This is a genomic window from Cupriavidus cauae (genome assembly GCF_008632125.1).
In the GTDB taxonomy this organism is placed as follows: Bacteria; Pseudomonadota; Gammaproteobacteria; order Burkholderiales; family Burkholderiaceae; genus Cupriavidus; species Cupriavidus cauae.
In genome coordinates this window covers 78,223-94,386 of record NZ_VWRN01000053.1, presented here as the reverse complement: position 1 = coordinate 94,386, position 16,164 = coordinate 78,223, and the positions used below count along the sequence as shown (strand labels likewise).

Annotated in this window: 21 protein-coding genes, 1 other RNA gene and 1 pseudogene; 9 read left to right on the top strand and 14 right to left on the bottom strand. The window is 63.4% G+C overall.

Annotated features, from left to right (window positions below):
- The first annotated feature begins 14 nt into the window (after positions 1-14).
- The 3 genes from F1599_RS19435 to F1599_RS19425 all read left to right on the top strand — a co-directional run bounded on the left by F1599_RS19435 (position 15) and on the right by F1599_RS19425 (position 1,346).
- Positions 15-221, top strand: a complete 207-nt coding sequence (locus tag F1599_RS19435; RefSeq protein ID WP_150084170.1) for a DUF6900 domain-containing protein — start codon at positions 15-17, stop codon at positions 219-221.
- Positions 222-316: 95 nt separating this feature from the next.
- Positions 317-880, top strand: coding sequence for a DUF3489 domain-containing protein (locus tag F1599_RS19430; RefSeq protein ID WP_150084169.1), 564 nt, complete (start codon positions 317-319; stop codon positions 878-880).
- Between the two features lie 97 nt (positions 881-977).
- A complete protein-coding gene (locus tag F1599_RS19425; RefSeq protein ID WP_150084168.1) occupies positions 978-1,346 on the top strand; it encodes a hypothetical protein in 369 nt (122 codons plus the stop codon).
- Here the strand turns inward: F1599_RS19425 and F1599_RS19420 are convergent.
- The 12 genes and pseudogenes from F1599_RS19420 to F1599_RS19365 form a co-directional block, all read right to left on the bottom strand.
- The gene (locus F1599_RS19420; RefSeq protein WP_150084167.1) at positions 1,310-2,572 is read right to left on the bottom strand and encodes a site-specific DNA-methyltransferase; all 1,263 of its coding nucleotides are present in this window, start codon (positions 2,570-2,572) and stop codon (positions 1,310-1,312) included. The genes F1599_RS19425 and F1599_RS19420 overlap by 37 nt on opposite strands.
- Positions 2,569-3,342, bottom strand: a pseudogene (locus F1599_RS19415) (DNA-methyltransferase); the annotation flags it as partial. The gene F1599_RS19420 and the pseudogene F1599_RS19415, both read right to left, overlap by 4 nt.
- Complete coding sequence (locus tag F1599_RS19410) at positions 3,309-5,558, bottom strand: phage/plasmid primase, P4 family (RefSeq protein ID WP_150084166.1); 2,250 nt, start codon at positions 5,556-5,558, stop codon at positions 3,309-3,311. The gene F1599_RS19410 and the pseudogene F1599_RS19415, both read right to left, overlap by 34 nt.
- Positions 5,555-5,800: a hypothetical protein gene (locus F1599_RS19405; RefSeq protein WP_009238686.1), complete on the bottom strand. Its 246-nt coding sequence runs from the start codon at positions 5,798-5,800 to the stop codon at positions 5,555-5,557. The genes F1599_RS19410 and F1599_RS19405 overlap by 4 nt, the downstream gene beginning before the upstream one ends.
- A gap of 115 nt (positions 5,801-5,915) precedes the next feature.
- Positions 5,916-6,770: a P63C domain-containing protein gene (locus F1599_RS19400; protein ID WP_009238683.1), complete on the bottom strand. Its 855-nt coding sequence runs from the start codon at positions 6,768-6,770 to the stop codon at positions 5,916-5,918.
- A gap of 11 nt (positions 6,771-6,781) precedes the next feature.
- Positions 6,782-7,405: a hypothetical protein gene (locus F1599_RS19395; protein ID WP_150084165.1), complete on the bottom strand. Its 624-nt coding sequence runs from the start codon at positions 7,403-7,405 to the stop codon at positions 6,782-6,784.
- Positions 7,406-7,410: 5 nt separating this feature from the next.
- Positions 7,411-8,259 carry an ATP-binding protein gene (locus F1599_RS19390; protein WP_150084164.1) on the bottom strand — a complete coding sequence of 283 codons (849 nt, stop codon included), beginning with the start codon at positions 8,257-8,259 and terminating at the stop codon, positions 7,411-7,413.
- Entirely contained in the window at positions 8,256-8,738 is a 483-nt protein-coding gene (locus F1599_RS19385; protein WP_150084163.1) for a hypothetical protein, read from the bottom strand. Before F1599_RS19385 ends, F1599_RS19390 begins: the two co-directional genes overlap by 4 nt.
- An 11-nt stretch (positions 8,739-8,749) precedes the next feature.
- Positions 8,750-9,007 carry a helix-turn-helix transcriptional regulator gene (locus F1599_RS19380; protein WP_054286341.1) on the bottom strand — a complete coding sequence of 86 codons (258 nt, stop codon included), beginning with the start codon at positions 9,005-9,007 and terminating at the stop codon, positions 8,750-8,752.
- 85 nt (positions 9,008-9,092) lie between these two features.
- On the bottom strand, positions 9,093-9,512 hold the full coding sequence (locus F1599_RS19375) for a hypothetical protein (RefSeq protein WP_223819767.1): 420 nt from the start codon (positions 9,510-9,512) through the stop codon (positions 9,093-9,095).
- A 102-nt stretch (positions 9,513-9,614) separates the two neighbouring features.
- Positions 9,615-10,427: a hypothetical protein gene (locus tag F1599_RS19370; protein ID WP_150084162.1), complete on the bottom strand. Its 813-nt coding sequence runs from the start codon at positions 10,425-10,427 to the stop codon at positions 9,615-9,617.
- On the bottom strand, positions 10,428-10,706 hold the full coding sequence (locus tag F1599_RS19365) for a helix-turn-helix domain-containing protein (protein ID WP_150084161.1): 279 nt from the start codon (positions 10,704-10,706) through the stop codon (positions 10,428-10,430).
- Between the two features lie 180 nt (positions 10,707-10,886).
- Between F1599_RS19365 and F1599_RS19360 the strand changes: the two genes are divergently transcribed.
- The 5 genes from F1599_RS19360 to F1599_RS19340 are packed head-to-tail and all read left to right on the top strand — an operon-like array spanning position 10,887 to position 13,744.
- Entirely contained in the window at positions 10,887-11,078 is a 192-nt protein-coding gene (locus tag F1599_RS19360; RefSeq protein WP_150084160.1) for a hypothetical protein, read from the top strand.
- Positions 11,078-11,527, top strand: a complete 450-nt coding sequence (locus F1599_RS19355) for a DUF2924 domain-containing protein (protein WP_150084159.1) — start codon at positions 11,078-11,080, stop codon at positions 11,525-11,527. The genes F1599_RS19360 and F1599_RS19355 overlap by 1 nt, the downstream gene beginning before the upstream one ends.
- The gene (locus F1599_RS19350; protein WP_150084158.1) at positions 11,524-12,903 is read left to right on the top strand and encodes a recombinase family protein; all 1,380 of its coding nucleotides are present in this window, start codon (positions 11,524-11,526) and stop codon (positions 12,901-12,903) included. Before F1599_RS19355 ends, F1599_RS19350 begins: the two co-directional genes overlap by 4 nt.
- The gene (locus F1599_RS19345; RefSeq protein ID WP_150084157.1) at positions 12,903-13,274 is read left to right on the top strand and encodes a site-specific recombinase resolvase; all 372 of its coding nucleotides are present in this window, start codon (positions 12,903-12,905) and stop codon (positions 13,272-13,274) included. Before F1599_RS19350 ends, F1599_RS19345 begins: the two co-directional genes overlap by 1 nt.
- A complete protein-coding gene (locus tag F1599_RS19340; RefSeq protein ID WP_150084156.1) occupies positions 13,271-13,744 on the top strand; it encodes a hypothetical protein in 474 nt (157 codons plus the stop codon). Before F1599_RS19345 ends, F1599_RS19340 begins: the two co-directional genes overlap by 4 nt.
- Before the next feature lie 92 nt (positions 13,745-13,836).
- Here the strand turns inward: F1599_RS19340 and F1599_RS19335 are convergent, their stop codons facing one another.
- Positions 13,837-14,964 carry a cation transporter gene (locus tag F1599_RS19335; RefSeq protein WP_455423660.1) on the bottom strand — a complete coding sequence of 376 codons (1,128 nt, stop codon included), beginning with the start codon at positions 14,962-14,964 and terminating at the stop codon, positions 13,837-13,839.
- Between the two features lie 69 nt (positions 14,965-15,033).
- Between F1599_RS19335 and cadR the strand changes: the two genes are divergently transcribed.
- A complete protein-coding gene (gene cadR / locus F1599_RS19330; protein WP_114483855.1) occupies positions 15,034-15,513 on the top strand; it encodes a Cd(II)/Pb(II)-responsive transcriptional regulator in 480 nt (159 codons plus the stop codon).
- A 266-nt stretch (positions 15,514-15,779) separates the two neighbouring features.
- Here cadR and ssrA read toward each other — a convergent pair.
- Positions 15,780-16,138: a transfer-messenger RNA gene (gene ssrA, locus F1599_RS19325) on the bottom strand.
- Between the last annotated feature and the right edge of the window lie 26 nt (positions 16,139-16,164).

Sequence of the window (16,164 nt, the reverse complement as noted above, 5' to 3'; positions counted from 1 at the left end):
GAAAGGAACACGCCATGAGCCAGATCGACACCATCCTCACCCAGATCGCCCAGAAGCATCTGGGCATCGAAACCCTGCAGACCCGCAACGCCGACAGCCTCGACTTCCACGACACGGCGGTGTGGTGCATCCGGGACGCGTTGGAAGCGGCCTTCAAGGCGGGCGTCGAACTTGGCGCTGCGAGCCCGAAGGCCACGGAAGCAGAAATCGCCAAGGACTGATCGGAAACACACGAAGCCAAGCAGAAAGCGCTTGGCTTCAGTCCCAGACAGCGCGTTCATCACATCGTCATCCACCACCCCCGAAGGAGCAGCCCATGACCACCACCAACCTGACCCCGGCCCAGCACGCCATCCTGGCCAAGGCCATCAACACCAGCGGCGGCAAGATCGACTGGTTCCCCGACAACATCAAAGGCGGCGCACGCAAGAAAGTGCTCGACGGGATGTTCAACCGTGCCCTTATCACCACCGATGGCACCGACTGGTTCGTCGCCGCCGAGGGCTACGACGCCCTGGGCATGTCACGCCCGGGGGTGAACAAGAATGGCATCGGTCAATTCGAAGCCCATCTCGACCAGATCATCGCCAACGCTGAAGGCGCACCAGTCGCCACGAGCGATCCCGAACTGGAAGCCGCCGTAACCGCCGCCGAAGCAACGTGGGCCAAGCCGCGCACCCGCGACAACAGCAAGCAAGCCGAAGTGATCCGGATGCTGCAACGCCCCGAAGGCGCAACCATCGGCCAGATCTGCACCGCCACCGGTTGGCAGGCACACACAGTGCGCGGCACCTTCGCCGGGGCTTTCAAGAAGAAGCTGGGCCTGACCATCGTGTCGGAGAAACCGCAGGGCGGCGAGCGGGTGTACCGCATCGCCTGATCAGAAAGATCGAGGAAGAGGCCAAGTGGCGCTTGGCTTCTCAATCGAACAGCGCGTTACTACGGGTGTCGCAACGATCAACCCGAAGGAGCCAGAGATGAACACCACCACGCAGATCCCCGCCACCCAGAACGAAGCCTGGGGCTTTTGGGGCACGATGAACGAGCACGCCAGCGCGGCGTGGCCCCTGGCGATGGTCGCCATTTCGGACGCCACCAGCCAGCCCCTCGAATCGGTTCGGGCCTTCCTCGACAGCCGCCACGGACGCCACTTTGCCGACGACGTCCAGAACGGGCGTTACGAGGGCAAGGCCCTGGCGGACGCGATCAACGCAGCCACCCAACGCTGGATGGGCTGGACGATTGGCCGCCAGACCAGCAAGCAATACGGCATCCCGCGCGGCCTGCCTTACCTGACGGGCTTTGTGATTCACTGCGAGATCGTCGAGGAATCGCTGGCCGTCTGATCGAGCGCCGCGCCATCCGCCTCGCGGGTGGCCTGCTTCCCGGTGAACTCTTCCCACCGACGCACGATCACATCCACGTACTTCGGATCGAGTTCGATCAGCCGCGCAACGCGCCCTGACTTTTCCGCCGCGATCAGCGTCGTGCCGGAACCGCCGAAGGGATCGAGCACCACGTCCCTAGGCTGGCTGGAGTTGCGGATTGCCCGCTCCACCAACTCCACCGGCTTCATGGTCGGGTGCAAGTCGTTCTTCTGCGGCTTCTTGATGTTCCAGACATCCCCCTGGTCGCGGTCACCACACCAGTGGCGTGTCGCCCCCTCGGGCCATCCGTAGAGGATCGGCTCGTACTGGCGCTGGTAGTCGGCGCGCCCCAGGGTGAAGGTGTTCTTGGCCCAGATGATGAAGGTAGACCATTTACCACCGGCGGCACGGAAGGCAGCCTGCAGCACATCCAGCTCGCTGGAGGACATCGCCACGTAAATGCCGCCCCGGCAATGCGCCACCGTGGGCGTCAGCGCTGCCAGCAGGAAGTCGTAGAAGGCATCCCCCAGGTTGTCGTTCAGGATCGCGCGATCCTTACCGCGCATCTTGTCGCGGGCAGAGTTGGCGTAGTTCACGTTGTACGGCGGGTCGGTGAAGACCATGTCCGCCACCGCGCCTTGCATCAGGTGGTCGTAGCTCTCGGCCACGGTCGAGTCGCCGCACAGCAGCCGGTGCTGGCCCATGATCCAGACATCGCCCGGACGCGAGATGGGTGTCTCGCTGACCTCGGGCACCGCATCCTCGTCCGTCTGACCCTCGTTGTCCGGCTCGTCGCCCGCGATCAGTTCAGCCAGCGCGTCGGCGTCGAAGCCGGTGATGTCTAGATCGAAGCCTTCGAGTTGTAATGCTTCCAGTTCGATCCTTAGCATCGCATCGTCCCAGCCTGCGTTCTCTGCGATGCGGTTGTCGGCAATGACCAGGGCCCGGCGCTGGGTCGGCGTCAGGTGATCGAGCACGACCACCGGTACCCGTTCCAGACCCAGCTTCTGGGCGGCAGCGAGACGACCGTGGCCAGCGACGATGATGCCGTCGCTGCCCGCCAGGATCGGATTGGTGAATCCGAACTCCGCGATGCTGGCGGCGATCTGCGCCACCTGCTCCTCGGAATGGGTGCGCGCGTTGCGGGCGTAGGGCAGCAACTTGGCGGTCGGCCACTGTTCGATCTTGTCGGCCAGCCAGTTCATGCCACCACCTCGGCATCCGGGGTGGTGGCGCGCTCAACGGCGACCTGCTCGAAGGACTGACCGGTGGCGATCAAGGTGACCGGTATGCCGGGGTGGTTCTGCTGGAACCGCTTGATGGCCACGTCCACGTACTGCGGGGCGATCTCCACGCTGCAGCAGATCCGACCGGTGCGCTCGGCGGCCAGCATCGTCGTGCCGCTGCCGCCGAAGGGCTCAAACACGATGTCGCCCGCGTCCGTGTAAGCCTCGATCACGAATTCCGGCAGCGCCACCGGGAACACGGCCGGGTGGTCAATGTCCTGGCCGATCTTGCCCTTGTGGCGCATCACGCGGATCACCGAGTCGGGGATACGGGTGTCTTGCGTCGGCAGCCCCTTGTGCGTCCAGCCGCCCACCTCGCCATCCTTGCCGCGCATCGCGGTGGACGACCCGTCGGCGCGCAGGTGGGATTCCTGGCCTGCGTGCTTGCAGGGGACGATCTTGTTCGGCTTACGGCTCTCCCGGTTGAAGTGAAAGACGAACTCGAAGCTCGGCGCGAAACGGCCTGCCCAGTCGCCGGGCATCCCAGGCCCCTGATCCCAGACGTACCAGGCGAAGCGCCGCCACCCTTGCTGGCGCATCCAAGATAGCCAACCGTCCCAATACGGGATCACCTCGTTGTCGCGGTGGATCAGGCCAAGATTGACCAGCACCTGACCGTCGCCCGCCATCGGCAGGTGCGCGAACACGCCGCGCATCAGGCCATCCCAATCGGAGATGCCATCCCGTTGCGCCATTTGTCCAACCCGCGCGTGATGAGCAGATCGGAAAAGCGGCGTTGTGCGCCGACAAACTCGCCAGAGGCTTCAGCCCACTGCTTCCAGTCGTTGAACAGCTCGGCGGTCAGCGACTTGGCGTTGGGCTCGCGCACGCAGCGCTCATCGAGCCAGCGGCCCAGGGCGTCCTCGGCTTCGAAATACTCCTCGGTGGCGTCCACCACGCGTTGTGGCGGGCTGAGTCGTCCGTGGCGCTGCCAGTCGAGACTGCCCTGCACGGCCCACGCGAGGATGCCGTCACGTTCGGCCAGGAGCTTCTGTTGCAGGTTCTTGTCGCGGCGCTCGGGCGGCACGGTGATCGTGAAAGGGATCAGGTGCAGCCTGCGTTTCATCGCCTCGTCGATATTGCGAATCGCGGGCTTGTGGTTGCCCGCCACGAACAACTTGAACTGCGGGAAGAACTCGAAGAAGTCCTGGCGCATGAAGCGCGCCGAGATCTTGTCGCCACCGGTGAGGTTCTTGAGCTTCGACTCGGCCCAGCGTTTTCCCTGTTCGGTTTCGATGGCCGCCACGAAGCGCGCGCCGCGCAGTCCCGCCATATCGGTCGGGTGCCGGTCGGTGCGCGTTTCCATGAAGGTGTCCATCGGCGCATTGGTCGCGTAATCACCGAGGATGGTGGCCAGCGTGTTGACGAACACCGACTTGCCGTTCGCACCTGTGCCGTACAGGAAAAACAGCGCGTGCTCTTGCGTCGATCCGGTCAGCGCGTAGCCGACCATCCGTTGCAGATAGGACTGCAGTTCCTTGTCACCGCCCGTGACCTCGTCGATGAACTGCCTCCAGGTCGGGCAGTCGCCGCTGGGCGTGGCTGTGGTGATCTTGGTCATCCGATCGGCGCGCTCGTGCGGGCGCATCCGGCCTGTCTTGAGATCGACCACGCCGCCTGGCGTGTTGAGCAGCCACGGATCTGCATCCCATTCGTCGGTAGTGGCCGCGTGCCTGCGGTCAGCACGCGCCAGGCGTTCCACACCGCCGACCGTTCCTGCGCTGGCCAATTTGGCAGCGACCTTGGGGTTGTCGGCGCGTACAGCCGTCTGGCGACAAACGCTGCGGATCAAGTCCGTGGCCGCCAACGTGTCCTCGGTGCGCCAGCGTTGCCCGTCCCACACCAGCCACTTTCCCCAGCCAGCCACGTAGCGCCAGTCGCGGTGGTAGCGGCGCGTGAAGGACAGCGCCAGCGCGTCCTCCGTACCCCAGACGGACTCGTCGCTGCTGACGACTGGATCAACGTCATCGGCCACGTCGTGCATCTGAAGGCGCGGCCCGTGGGTGAGGAAGGTGGCGACATCGAAGCCCTCGGCGATGGCGTCGGCCACGTCCCAGCCCTCTGCAGCCTCTTCGGGCGGGTAGAGGACGTGGCAGGATTTGGCCCCCGCCGACAAGATGGCCTGTGCCGCCTGCGTGGCGTACTCCCAGCCCGGCTTGTCGCGGTCGGGCCAGATCAGTACAGCCTTTCCGGCCAATGGCGACCAGTCGGTCTTTTCAACCGGAGCGTTCGCGCCGTGCATCGCCGTGGTGGCCACGATGCCCGCGTCGATCAGGGCCTGCGCGCACTTCTCGCCTTCGACCAGCACCACCTGCGCGGTACTGGTCATCCCTGGCTGGTTGTAGAGCGGACGCGGGTCGGGCGGTGCCATCTTGCGCCGCTTCGCATCCCAGGGCCGGAACTGCTTCTTCTGTCCGGGCGGGTCGTAGCGGTAGACGACGGCGATGAGATGGCCTTGGGCGTCGAGATAGTCCCACTTCGCGGTGGCGGGGCCGAGTTCGTCGACCGGCACGTCCTTCTTGTTGGCCTTGCGTACTGGTGCGGAACGCGAGCGTCCGATCAGATCGGCGGCGGCGTCGAGCACGCGCGGGAAGTCGTTGAGCACGTCGATATCGAGGTGCGCGGCAATCAGTGCATAGATGTCGCCACCGTCGCCGGTGGCGCGATCTGTCCACAGTCCAGCCTTCTCGCCATCGAGCACCACCTCGAGGCTGTCGCCGGGACTACCCAGCACGTCTCCGATCAGGAACTTGCCACGGCGCTTCTTGCCCGCCGGGAACAAGGTGATCAGAACTGATTCAAGACGCGCGAGCAGTTCGGCACGCAGTTCTTCGCGTTCGGCATCACCGAGGGTGCGGCGGGTGGGGTCGGGCAGTGGCGCGATGTCGTTGAAGTCGAGCGTCATTCGGCCTCCTCAACATCGGCGTCCCCGTTGCGCCCCTGCGCGGCGGTGCTGCGCGCGGCCCACGCGGACAGTTCTGATGGTCGATAGCGCACCAGACCGCCCATCAGGTAGTGGGGAATCTTGTACTTGCTGCGCATCTGCGGATCAGCAAACCAGTAGTACGGCAGTCGCAGTGCGGCAGCGGCCTGCTTGGCGTCGATCATCGGTTCGACGCCACCGATGAATTGCGTGTCGTTGCTCATGTTGTCCTCCAGCAGCGGTCTTGCCACGCGCACATCCGGCATTCGAAGTGGGTCGGATCGTGGAAGGCGCGTGGCAGCAGTTCGCCAGCCTCGGTCGCCGTGATGACCCAGCATTTCACGCCCCCTCCTCGAGTTCATCGAGCAGCAGGCCCAACTGCAGGGCAGCGCCAGCAAAGGCGGCCTCGCAGCGGCGCTTGAAGTCGGGATAGCTCATCGAGCTGCGCGCAATCGCCGTGACCGCGTGAATCTGCGATTCCAAATGCGCGAGTCCCTGATCGGACAGCCACTGGTGGTGCTTCTGCGAGATGCCCTTGCGATTGCGGATCTCGCCCAGCAAGTCCTCTGGCAGCACCGGCCCGTAGACCCAGCGCAGCGTGATCTGGCCGACGACATGCGGAGGGTTCTGGTCGTGGCCCTGATACTTCCAGCCGAACAACCGATAGATGGCGCGGTAGTAGTCCGGATGGAAGCGGCGCTCCCACGATGCGCAGGACTGGCGCAGCAACTTGGAGATCAGCTCCTGCAGCGCATCCGGTGCGCGGTGGTGCTGGTAGCCAGTGGCCTCGTCGATCAGCGCGACCTCGCCAGTGGTGGCAAGAGCGCGCATGATCGTCAGGCAGTTACCGACGATGCCCTGGCGTGCGCGGTGCAGCGTGCCTGCAATGGCTGCGTCCACCACGGAGGTGGCCACGTCCGCGATGATGCCTGCAGGGAAGAACTGGGTCTGGCGTCCCGATGGCAGCAAAATCGGCCCGGATGATTTCTCCAATAGAGACAATGAGTTAGGTGCAATGTCAGCCAGAAAACGGGCGAAACGGCCACCCTTGTGCGATTCGTGAAAACCGAGAAGCTTGGCCAGTTCCTTGCGGACGTAGCCGCGCTCGCCGGTGGTGAGCACAACCGCCTCGCAGTCGAGATCGCCGAAATGGACGACGCCGTAGTGGCTGGCAGTGAGGATGGATGCGTTCATGGCCACCTCCCTCACTGCGCCCACGACGGTTTGCCCGTCACGGGTGCGCGTTGCGGAGCCGGTGCTTGGTACGCGGGTGCTGCCTGCGCCGGAGCCCCGGAAGTGCCGCCGCCTGCAGCCTTGGTCGGCACGCCCATCAACTTTGCGTAGTCGGGGTGGTCGGGTTCGACCGCTACTTTGACCACGTTGCGGTCCTGGCCCTTGCCGTCCTTCTCGATGTCGACGCGGGCGAGGAACTCCAGGCCATCCAGTTCGTGGAAGCCCTGGATGCGGCGCGCAGAAGAAGCCTGTGGGCTGTTGTCCTGCGGGTGGACGTTGCGGGCGCTGTTGAGCGCCGCACGAATGAAGCTGCGTCCCATCTGGCCCCAGGTTGGCCCCTTCTTGGAGTGCAGACCGATGTTCGACCACATCTTGCGTTTGGCGTGGTCGCCAGCAGTGACCACGAATTCGGCGGCGAGGTAGATCGAGCCGGTCTCGAAAGACTCGGTGGCGTAGCCGCCGCCCCAGCCCTGCGACGGGTCGTCGTAACCACCGGGCTTGAGTGTCATGCGCACAGGGACAACGGTGCCCTTGGGGATCAGATCAAAGCCGGATTGCTGGGCGTCGGCGTCGTTGAAGTCATTCCATGCGGTCATTGCGATTACTCCTGAGATTCGATGTGTGCGGGGGTGGCGGCGCTGGCAGGCACGGCGGAAGCGCCTGCGCACTTGGCGATCAGCGCGCCGAGATGCGGCGGCTCCAGCAGGTCGAGGCGACCGCTGCGGTCTTTGGCCGGAAAGCCGTAGGGATTGACGGTGTGGGTGACGAAGGCGCGGTAGGTGCTGCCGTCCTCGGCCTTGATCTCGGCCAGCGTCACGACCTCGTCGACGATGCCGGGCAGCTCCAGGCTGGTTTTGCTGCCTTCGATCTGCGGGACGAACACCTTGCGGTTGTAGTCATCGAGCCGCTCGTCGAGGATCGCCACGAACACCACGTTCTTGCCGCGTGCGTGCTGCAAGTGGGTCAATGCGCTGATCATTTCCTGGCCGAGCAGGCCATAGGCCGCGCGCAGGTCGGGCTTGCCGGATCGGTCGCTGACGGCACCCGGCTGCGTCTTGCACCACGCGAAGCACTGGCGGGACAGCTGGGTGATCGAATCGAGAAAGAAGGTCTGGTAGCGGTCGAGTTGCGCCGGGTCTCCAAACTTCTCGATGACGTGGTCGTAGTGCGCCTGCGAAAAGGCTGCCTCCGGCGGCAGCGACTTGTCCGGGCCCGCGAGGAACACGAAGAAGTCGCGGCTCTCCGGCCACGAAGCCGGGCGGATGGTGTCGCCCGGCCAGTCGGCCACCGCCAAGTCACCGGCCTCGATGTCGAGGAACAGCGTGGTGGCCGGGTCGAGGTCTTTGAGCCGCGTGGTTTTGCCGATGCCGGACTTGCCCAGCATCAGCAGCTTCACGCCCTTGCGCTCGGCCATCCGCTCGACGGCGGACACAATGGGGAGCTTTTTCATGCGGCACCCCCATCGAGCGTCAGGGTGATGGTCGGCTTGCCTTCCTCGACCGTGCGCGCGGCGGCGAACTGCTCCTGCAGCGCCGTGGGCCAGTTGGTGTAGCGGGACTCGGACACCGACAACTTGATGTCGATGTAGTCCTCGACCTTGTCGCCCGAGGCGGCAATACGCTGGGCCATCTCCTTGAGGATGGTCTGGCTCCAGGTCACCTTTTTGGGGAGCTCGTACTTCACGTGCAGCGCACCGTCGCTGACGTGGGCGGTTCCGAAGTCGCGGCCGGAATCCCGCAGCGCGCTACGGGCCTGCTCGCCGTAGCGCTGGAGCTTGGCGGCATCCAGCTTGGCACGCAGCTGCTTGAGGTAAGCAGTGGCCTCGTCGACATTGCGCTCTGCAGCGACGAAATCGGTAATCGGCAGCGCCACCAACTGGACGGTGCTCATGGCAGCGAGGTCGGCGGGAAAAATGGTCAGATCGCTCATGGCCGCTCTCCTCACTGGTATGCACGAGTGAAGGTCGAGTGCCGCGAAACGCGACGCTCGAAGGCTTCGACCTCGGAGATCAGGTAGGTGACGCGGGCACCGAGCTTGCAGAAGACCGGGCCGAGTTGTTCCTGCCGCCAGCGGCGCAGGGTCTTGACGGAAAGCCCCCAGCGGATGGCCAGCTCGTTTTCGTCAAGGGCGATGCGCTGTGGCGCACCGGTTTTGGCCGGGATCAGGCCAGATGTTGCATTGGTGAAGTGGGTTTGCATTTCGATGTGCCTCCTGTATGAAATGAGCACATCGCAGTCTCCGCACGGGTTTATGGGCCGTGTCTGGTTCGATTTATGGGTGCGTTTATGTGTTGCGCCTCACCCGGTATTTCCCGCGCGAAACCAGCTCAATCACCTCCTCACGCGCTACTTTGTCGCCGAAGGCATCGTCGAAGGATTGGAAGCCGGTGTTGACGGTGACGGAACCATTCACCTCTTTCCACGACATCACGGGCGGGGCACTTCCTTCGGTCCCCCACATCAGCTTGATGATCTTGGCGCGCGCTTCGGTGAGTTCGATGGACGACGCCATGTGCGGGAGCTTGAGCCGCTTGCCATTGAAGAACTGCACCGGTTCCGGCTCACCCACGTGGGTTGCGTAGCCGCGCAGGACACGATCAAAGGCATCGGTGTCGAACGCATCTGCGCCATCGGTCACGCGGACGAACTCATCGAAGCCGCGCAGCGTGTGGTCACGTGGCAGCGAGGCTTGGTCTGCTGGCATGGGCAAGTTCCTTTGACAAAGTGCGTGATTGCGCGAACAGTTAATCGGGCGATTCAAAAAATGCCGACGCGAAGTCGGCTCCACGGGCGAGTTGAATGGTGGTCAGCGCATCGAGGCCTCCTGACCCGTGAGGCCGTAGCGATTAAGGCGAACTTGGATGAACCGGCGATTGACGCCGAAGCGCGCGGCCAAGGCTTTCTCGAAGCGTTCCATGTCGAAAACGCCTGTGTCGCTGCCCGCCGTGATGCGCAGCGCCGTACCGGGGTGGTCGGGATCGGTGGAGGGATGGCGATGGATGGTGATGTCGTGCTCGGATGCAAGCTCTTCGACGGCGGCGATGATGCGCTGGCGCGGCACGAGCAAGGAGCCCATGAACTCGTTGGCGCGCAGCTCGGCGAAGTGTTCTTCCGTCGTTGGTTTTGCGGATAGAGACTTGGACAGATGGTCGCTGTCCGGCGTCGTGGTGCGGTAGGCGCGTTGCATCGTCGGTTCGATGTCATCGAACAACCCGGGGCCCTTACTGCCCTGGACAACCCAGCCGGGGGCGTCGAACACGGCATGACCCAGTTCGTGGGCCAAGGTGCTGAGGGCTAGCAGTTCGCTGAGACTTTCCCCCACGGGCGAGATGGACACCATCGCGGCGTCGGGCATCGCGGGGTCGAATTCACAGACGCCGAATACGTGGTTGCCTTGCTCGTCATGCACGGCGTAGTCGGTGCTGACCTCCAGCGCGAAGTCGATGCCGTTGATCTTCAGGCCGGAGATCTGCCGCAGCGCGTCGAAAGAAATGGCATCGATGCTGTCCGCGACCAGTTGCTGGCGCGCGGTCGCGGCGATGCGTTCGACCTCAATGTGCTTGATGTACAGGGGGCGCTTCCGGTCGCAGCACCGGTAGTCGAGAGTCAGTACCGCCATTCACTTCTTCTCCATCACGTTCCGGCGGTACATCCGAACCAGGTTGCCAACATCATCGCGGATGTCGGGCGGCAGGCGACTGGCCTCGACGAAAGCGTCGTCGGCGCTGATTCCAAGGATCTCGGCCGCCTTGCGGATCAGCTCGTCCTTGGGCGGTTTTTCCATGTCGCGCTCGATGCGCGACCAGTAGGCGGGTGATATCTCCAGCTGGCGCGCAAAGTCATTCATCTGAATGCCTTTCTCTTCGCGCTTCTTGCGGATGAATGCTCCAAAGGGCATGACTGTGACCTGATTGCGTGATTAGTTAACGATGGATGGTAAGGGTCAAGGGCTGCGCTGTCAATCGTTTCGTTAACGCGCAACAAATACATTGCGGGCGGGCTTGATTACCCTACGTTGCCATCCGCTTCGGAAGATCAGGCTCACTATCCCTGACGGTTGCAATTCCTCGGAGCCGTCATGAAGAACCTCGAACTCGCATCTCCCACGGAGATGAGCGCCAGCGCCCGTGCTGGCGAAATCGCCGCCATCCTTGCGGCCGCCATCGTCCGCACCCTCGTCGCGGATGAGCCAAAACAGAGAGCAGTTGGCCTTGGCTTCCTGCCCGACCAGCGCGTTCATACAACCCCCTATCAAGAGGAGAAGTTGTGATGAACGAAAAACAAGCATCCGTCGCCGCGCGGATCGCGGAACTGGCGTGCCTGCCAATGTCCGAGCTCTGGACGGTCTGGGATCGGTATTTCCCGCGCCGCCCGGACTACCCCAACCGCACCCACGTCGAGTCCCGGATCGCCTACAAGCTACAGGAGGAGGCCTTTGGTGGCCTCGCGCCCGCAACCCGCCAGCGTCTGGAAGCCATCGGCGCGAAACACTCCAAGATCAAGTTGCGGGCCAAGCCGCGCGAGTTCGATTTCGCGCCGGGCACGATCCTGCTGCGCGAATGGGGCGAACGCGAGCACCGGGTGACAGTCACCGCCGAGGGGCTGTTCGAGTACCAGGGGCGCAATTTCAAGAGCTTGACAGCGGTGGCCCGCCACATCACCGGCGCGCACTGGTCTGGGCCGCTGTTCTTTGGCCTGAGCAAGGGAGGTGCCCGATGAGCGAGATTGCCGCTACCCGCGCCCGCAAGCGCTGCGCCGTCTACTGCCGGGTGTCCTCGGATGAACGGCTTGACCAGGAGTTCAACTCCATAGACGCGCAGAAGGAGGCGGGCCATGCTTACGTCGCCAGCCAGCGATCCGAGGGTTGGATCTCGGTGGCCGACGACTACGACGACCCCGGCTTCTCTGGCGGCAACACGGATCGGCCGGGGCTGAAACGCCTGATGGCGGATATCGAGCGCGGCCAGATCGACATCGTGGTGGTCTACAAGATCGACCGCCTGACGCGCAGCTTGGCCGACTTCTCCAAGATGGTCGAAGTGTTCGAACGCCACGAGGTGTCCTTTGTGTCGGTCACCCAGCAGTTCAACACCACCACCTCGATGGGCCGGTTGATGCTCAACGTCCTGCTGTCCTTCGCCCAGTTTGAGCGCGAGGTCACCGGCGAGCGCATCCGCGACAAGATCGCCGCCGCCAAGCGCAAGGGGATGTGGATGGGTGGCGTCCCGCCCCTGGGTTACGACGTCGACAACCGCCTGTTGGTCATCAACGAGGCCGAGGCGGCAGTGGTGCGTCGCATCTTCGAGGAGATGCTGACCATTGGTTCTCCAACCCAGATCGCCGTCAATCTCACCGCCGACGGCATCACGACCAAGGCCTGGACGACGCAGGAGGGCCAGACCCGCAACGGCACGCGTATCGACAAAAAGTACCTGCACAAGCTGCTGCGCAACCGCATCTACCTGGGGGAGTTGTCGCACAAAGGGAACTGGTACCCCGGCGCTCACCTGCCGATCATCGACCGGGAGCTGTGGGACAGGGTTCACGCGGTGCTGGCCAGGGATGGGCACGCACGGTCGGTGGAAACCAAGATCAGGTCGCGTACTGACGCCTTGCTGCGCGGCCTGCTGTACGCCCCCTCGGGCGAACGGATGTACCCGACCTACTCGCGCAAGAACGGGCGCAAGTACCACTACTACGTGTCCAAGTCGGAAAGCCGGTTCGGGGCACCGGGCAAGAGCTACGAACGCCTGCCTGCACCTGAGATCGAGGCGGCGGTGGTGGCCCAGATCCGCACGGTGCTGACCAGCCCCGAATCCATCGCATCGGTGGTGCGCCATATCCAGCGCAATGGCGCTCAGATCGACGAGGCCACCACGGTAATGGCGATGGGACGGCTCAACGACGTGTGGGATCAGTTGTTCCCGGTCGAGCGTCACCGCATCGCCAACCTGATGATCGAGCGCATCGACCTCGTCCACGTCGGCGAAGTGCAGGGCATCAAGGTGAAGTGGCGCGAGATCGGCTGGAACGCCTTGATCGAGGAATTCGCGCCGCGAAGTATCGGTGCCGAGATGCTGGAGGTCGAGGCCTGATGGACGAGTCTTTGGAAACCTTCGTGCCGTTGGTGTTCCGCCGCCGTGGCGTCCAACGTGTGGCCAGCGACGACCGGGACGTCTACGACGTCACGCTGATCGACGGACTGGCGCGCGCCTTCTACTGGCAGCACCTGCTGGACACCGGCGCAATGGCGAGCGGGTCCGCCATTGCGCGGGCCGAGAAACTGCACCATTCGGTGGTCAACGAACTGCTGCGCCTGACCCTGCTGGCCCCCGACATCATTGAGCAGTTCATGGCGGGCAAGCAGCCGCGCCGTCTGACCCTGATGTGGTTTCAGCGAAACCGCCTGATGGTCGACTGGCAGGGCCAGCGCCAGCTCATGGCCAGTTTTGAGGAGGAGGCATGAGTCTCAAGCATCGCGGCCGGGCCAAAGGCGAGCCCGTGACGTATCAGACGCCGCTGCCCGCTGGCGGCGTGCAGATCGAAACCTTTCTGCCCTGGACGCTTGTGCGCCGTGGTCTGAAGAAGCAGGTCATCACACCGCTTGACGCGCCGCAGGCGTTCTCGGAGGAGGCGCACCAGGAACGTCTGGCCCGCGAGGCTGCGCAGGACTCCGCGTTGATGCGCGCGCTGGGTCTGGCGTATCACTGGCAACGCTTGCTGGACGAACAGCGGGTGGCGTCCGTGGCCGACATCGCCGAGGCCGAAGACATTGACGTCACCCAGGTGCGTCGCGTGATGCGGCTGACTCTGTTGGCACCGGAGGTCGTCGAGCGACTGATCAGCACGCCCGGGGCTGTGCTGGAGCAGGTGATGCGCCGCCCTTGGCCCAACGGCTGGGACGACCAGATCCGCGTGTTTGCGCCGCGAGCCTGATGCGCCGAGCCCAACCACGCCGAACGCCTTCGAGGCGGTTCTGGAATGGTTCGCCTGAAAACTCGCTGACAATCGCTCCGGAACGCTTACCTTCACTTCAGCTTCAGGATGCGCCGTGCGCCGCTGAGTACGACCACGCCGATAATGCTACCGATGACAAGGTCCGGATAGGGTGAGCCGGTCCATGCCACCAACAAGCCTGCGGCGACCACGCCCAGATTGGCGATGACATCGTTGGCCGAGAAGATGTAGCTGGCCGTCATGTGCACACCGCGATCCCGCTTGCGGGCGATGAGTACGAGGCAGGTCACGTTGGCCACGAGGGCAATGAGCCCGACGCCAATCATCAAGCTCGATTGCGGCTCGCTGCCGAACACGGCCCTGCGCAGCACCTCGCCCAAAGCGCCAAGTGCCAGCGCCATCTGAAGCCATCCGGCGAAATGGGCGGCTCTGATTTTCATGCCCGCGGCGCGTCCGACTGCGTACAGCGCAAGTCCGTACACAGCCGCATCGGCAAACATGTCAAGCGAATCGGCGATCAGCCCGGTCGACTGCGCGATCAAGCCCACCAGCATCTCAAAGACGAACATGGTGCCGTTGATGGCCAGCATGACCTTCAGCGTACGGGCTTCCGAAGCGTCGCCTTCAGGGTCCGGTCTGGCCAAGGGCACATTTCCTTGAGGCACCGAATCGATGAGCTCAGCATTCAGATTCAGGGGGGCCAGCTTGCCGAGGATGTCCTCCGTCGGCCCCATGTGGATGACCGACAGCTCATGTTTGCGCAGATCGAACGACAGCGTCCCGATACCCGCCTGATCGGCCAACGCCATGCGAATCAAGTTCTCTTCGGAGGGGCAATCCATCTTGGGGATGGAGAAGCGGGTCAGGGTGCCGACTGTCGACTTCGCTGCCGCAGTCTCGATGAGCGCCGCGTCAAGGTTCAGCGGACGGAGCTTCGCCTCGATGCGCTCCGCTTCACCGCTATGCGTGACCGTGAGACGCCGCGTGGCCAGATCGAATTCCAGTGCTGTCACGCCTTCGGTCCCCGCCAACGCCATCCGGACGAGGTTCTCCTCCGAAGGGCAATCCATCTTCGGGATAGCAAACACGCTGGAAAACGCTTCAGCTCGACCGGGCGGCATTGCGCTGGTCGAGACGGGGGTGTTGATTTGGTCCGATGTGCACCCGCCAGAGCAGGTACTGCCTTGACATGTTTTCATAGTTTTGTTCTCCTGCACCCATTAGAAACCCTCAAGTAACTGTAGAGTCAAGCCCTCAGGAGAGTTTTCATGAAAATCGGCGAACTTGCAGCACTGACGGGGTGCCGGGTTTCCACGATCCGGTTCTACGAGGTGGAGGGACTGCTGGAACCGCCCGCCCGTGGCAGCAACAACTACCGCGACTACGGCGCTCATCATGTCGACCGGCTGGCCTTCATCCGGCGCTGCCGGTCGCTGGACATGACTCATGACGAAATTCGGGTGTTGCTGCACTTACAGGACGACCCGGCCAAGCCCTGTGACGATGTCAATGTGCTGCTCGATGAACACCTGCGACTGGTCGAAGGACGTATTTCTGAGCTCAAGGCTTTGCGTAAGCAAATCCAGGGCATTCGCAGCGCCTGCGCCGGCGGGGTATGCATTGGGGAATGTGGTGCGTTGGAGTCTCTGCGGGATACGACCGGTGCGAACGCAGATAACCCGACAGGCGTGAAACTAGGCCGTAAAGGTGGACATGAGCGCTCAGGCGCAGAGTCAACAGCGTCGTAAAAACCCGCCTGTGCGGTTCTCGGTCGCCAGCGCTGCAGCAGTCTCCGACCACAACCGACCGCCTCAGAGCCCTTGCCAGCCAAGGAAGTGATCTCGCGAACGCTCGCGAGACCACCAGAGAAAACTGAGAACGGAGAGGCCCCGAATGGGGTGAAAACGCCGCCTTCGCAGGGGTGGCGCTCGCGAGGCCATGCCCGGAAACCGCGCCAACACAGGGGGAACGGGCAAAAAAATCCCAACCGGATAAGGGTTGGGATTTCACATTATGGTGGAGCCGGCGGGAATCGAACCCGCGTCCGCAGATCCTCCACAGAGAGTTCTACATACTTAGTTCTGTCATTTGATTTAACCGCCGCATCGCGGACGAACACGCTCTACGACGGCGAGTCACTTGGTTTTCGTCCCTGAGGTCGTGACACCCGCAGGGCTTATCTGACGTAAATGACCTCGCGTGGTCTTGCGACCCTAGCCCGTCAGCGAGCCAGTGCGAGGACGGCGGCCCTTAGGCTGCCAGTGCGTAACGTTCGTCGTTAGCAGTTATTGCGTTCCCATTGATTTACGAGGTGACGGGTCCTCGGTATGCCCTCTACTGCTTTGCAACCCACGTCGAAACCAGGTCGGCCCCAGTAAGGAAAACGGATTGTACCCGCT

Coding starts and splice junctions, on each gene's coding strand:
- F1599_RS19430 (WP_150084169.1), top strand. CDS start 317: ATGACCACCACCAACCTGACCCCGGCCCAGCACGCCATCCTGGCCAAG.
- F1599_RS19420 (WP_150084167.1), bottom strand. CDS start 2,572: ATGAACTGGCTGGCCGACAAGATCGAACAGTGGCCGACCGCCAAGTTG.
- F1599_RS19405 (WP_009238686.1), bottom strand. CDS start 5,800: ATGAGCAACGACACGCAATTCATCGGTGGCGTCGAACCGATGATCGAC.
- F1599_RS19345 (WP_150084157.1), top strand. CDS start 12,903: ATGGACGAGTCTTTGGAAACCTTCGTGCCGTTGGTGTTCCGCCGCCGT.
- F1599_RS19390 (WP_150084164.1), bottom strand. CDS start 8,259: ATGAAAAAGCTCCCCATTGTGTCCGCCGTCGAGCGGATGGCCGAGCGC.
- F1599_RS19395 (WP_150084165.1), bottom strand. CDS start 7,405: ATGACCGCATGGAATGACTTCAACGACGCCGACGCCCAGCAATCCGGC.
- F1599_RS19355 (WP_150084159.1), top strand. CDS start 11,078: ATGAACGAAAAACAAGCATCCGTCGCCGCGCGGATCGCGGAACTGGCG.
- F1599_RS19425 (WP_150084168.1), top strand. CDS start 978: ATGAACACCACCACGCAGATCCCCGCCACCCAGAACGAAGCCTGGGGC.
- F1599_RS19365 (WP_150084161.1), bottom strand. CDS start 10,706: ATGCCCTTTGGAGCATTCATCCGCAAGAAGCGCGAAGAGAAAGGCATT.
- F1599_RS19340 (WP_150084156.1), top strand. CDS start 13,271: ATGAGTCTCAAGCATCGCGGCCGGGCCAAAGGCGAGCCCGTGACGTAT.
- F1599_RS19370 (WP_150084162.1), bottom strand. CDS start 10,427: ATGGCGGTACTGACTCTCGACTACCGGTGCTGCGACCGGAAGCGCCCC.
- F1599_RS19360 (WP_150084160.1), top strand. CDS start 10,887: ATGAAGAACCTCGAACTCGCATCTCCCACGGAGATGAGCGCCAGCGCC.
- F1599_RS19385 (WP_150084163.1), bottom strand. CDS start 8,738: ATGAGCGATCTGACCATTTTTCCCGCCGACCTCGCTGCCATGAGCACC.
- F1599_RS19380 (WP_054286341.1), bottom strand. CDS start 9,007: ATGCAAACCCACTTCACCAATGCAACATCTGGCCTGATCCCGGCCAAA.
- cadR (WP_114483855.1), top strand. CDS start 15,034: ATGAAAATCGGCGAACTTGCAGCACTGACGGGGTGCCGGGTTTCCACG.
- F1599_RS19375 (WP_223819767.1), bottom strand. CDS start 9,512: ATGCCAGCAGACCAAGCCTCGCTGCCACGTGACCACACGCTGCGCGGC.
- F1599_RS19400 (WP_009238683.1), bottom strand. CDS start 6,770: ATGAACGCATCCATCCTCACTGCCAGCCACTACGGCGTCGTCCATTTC.
- F1599_RS19350 (WP_150084158.1), top strand. CDS start 11,524: ATGAGCGAGATTGCCGCTACCCGCGCCCGCAAGCGCTGCGCCGTCTAC.
- F1599_RS19335 (WP_455423660.1), bottom strand. CDS start 14,964: ATGAAAACATGTCAAGGCAGTACCTGCTCTGGCGGGTGCACATCGGAC.
- F1599_RS19435 (WP_150084170.1), top strand. CDS start 15: ATGAGCCAGATCGACACCATCCTCACCCAGATCGCCCAGAAGCATCTG.
- F1599_RS19410 (WP_150084166.1), bottom strand. CDS start 5,558: ATGACGCTCGACTTCAACGACATCGCGCCACTGCCCGACCCCACCCGC.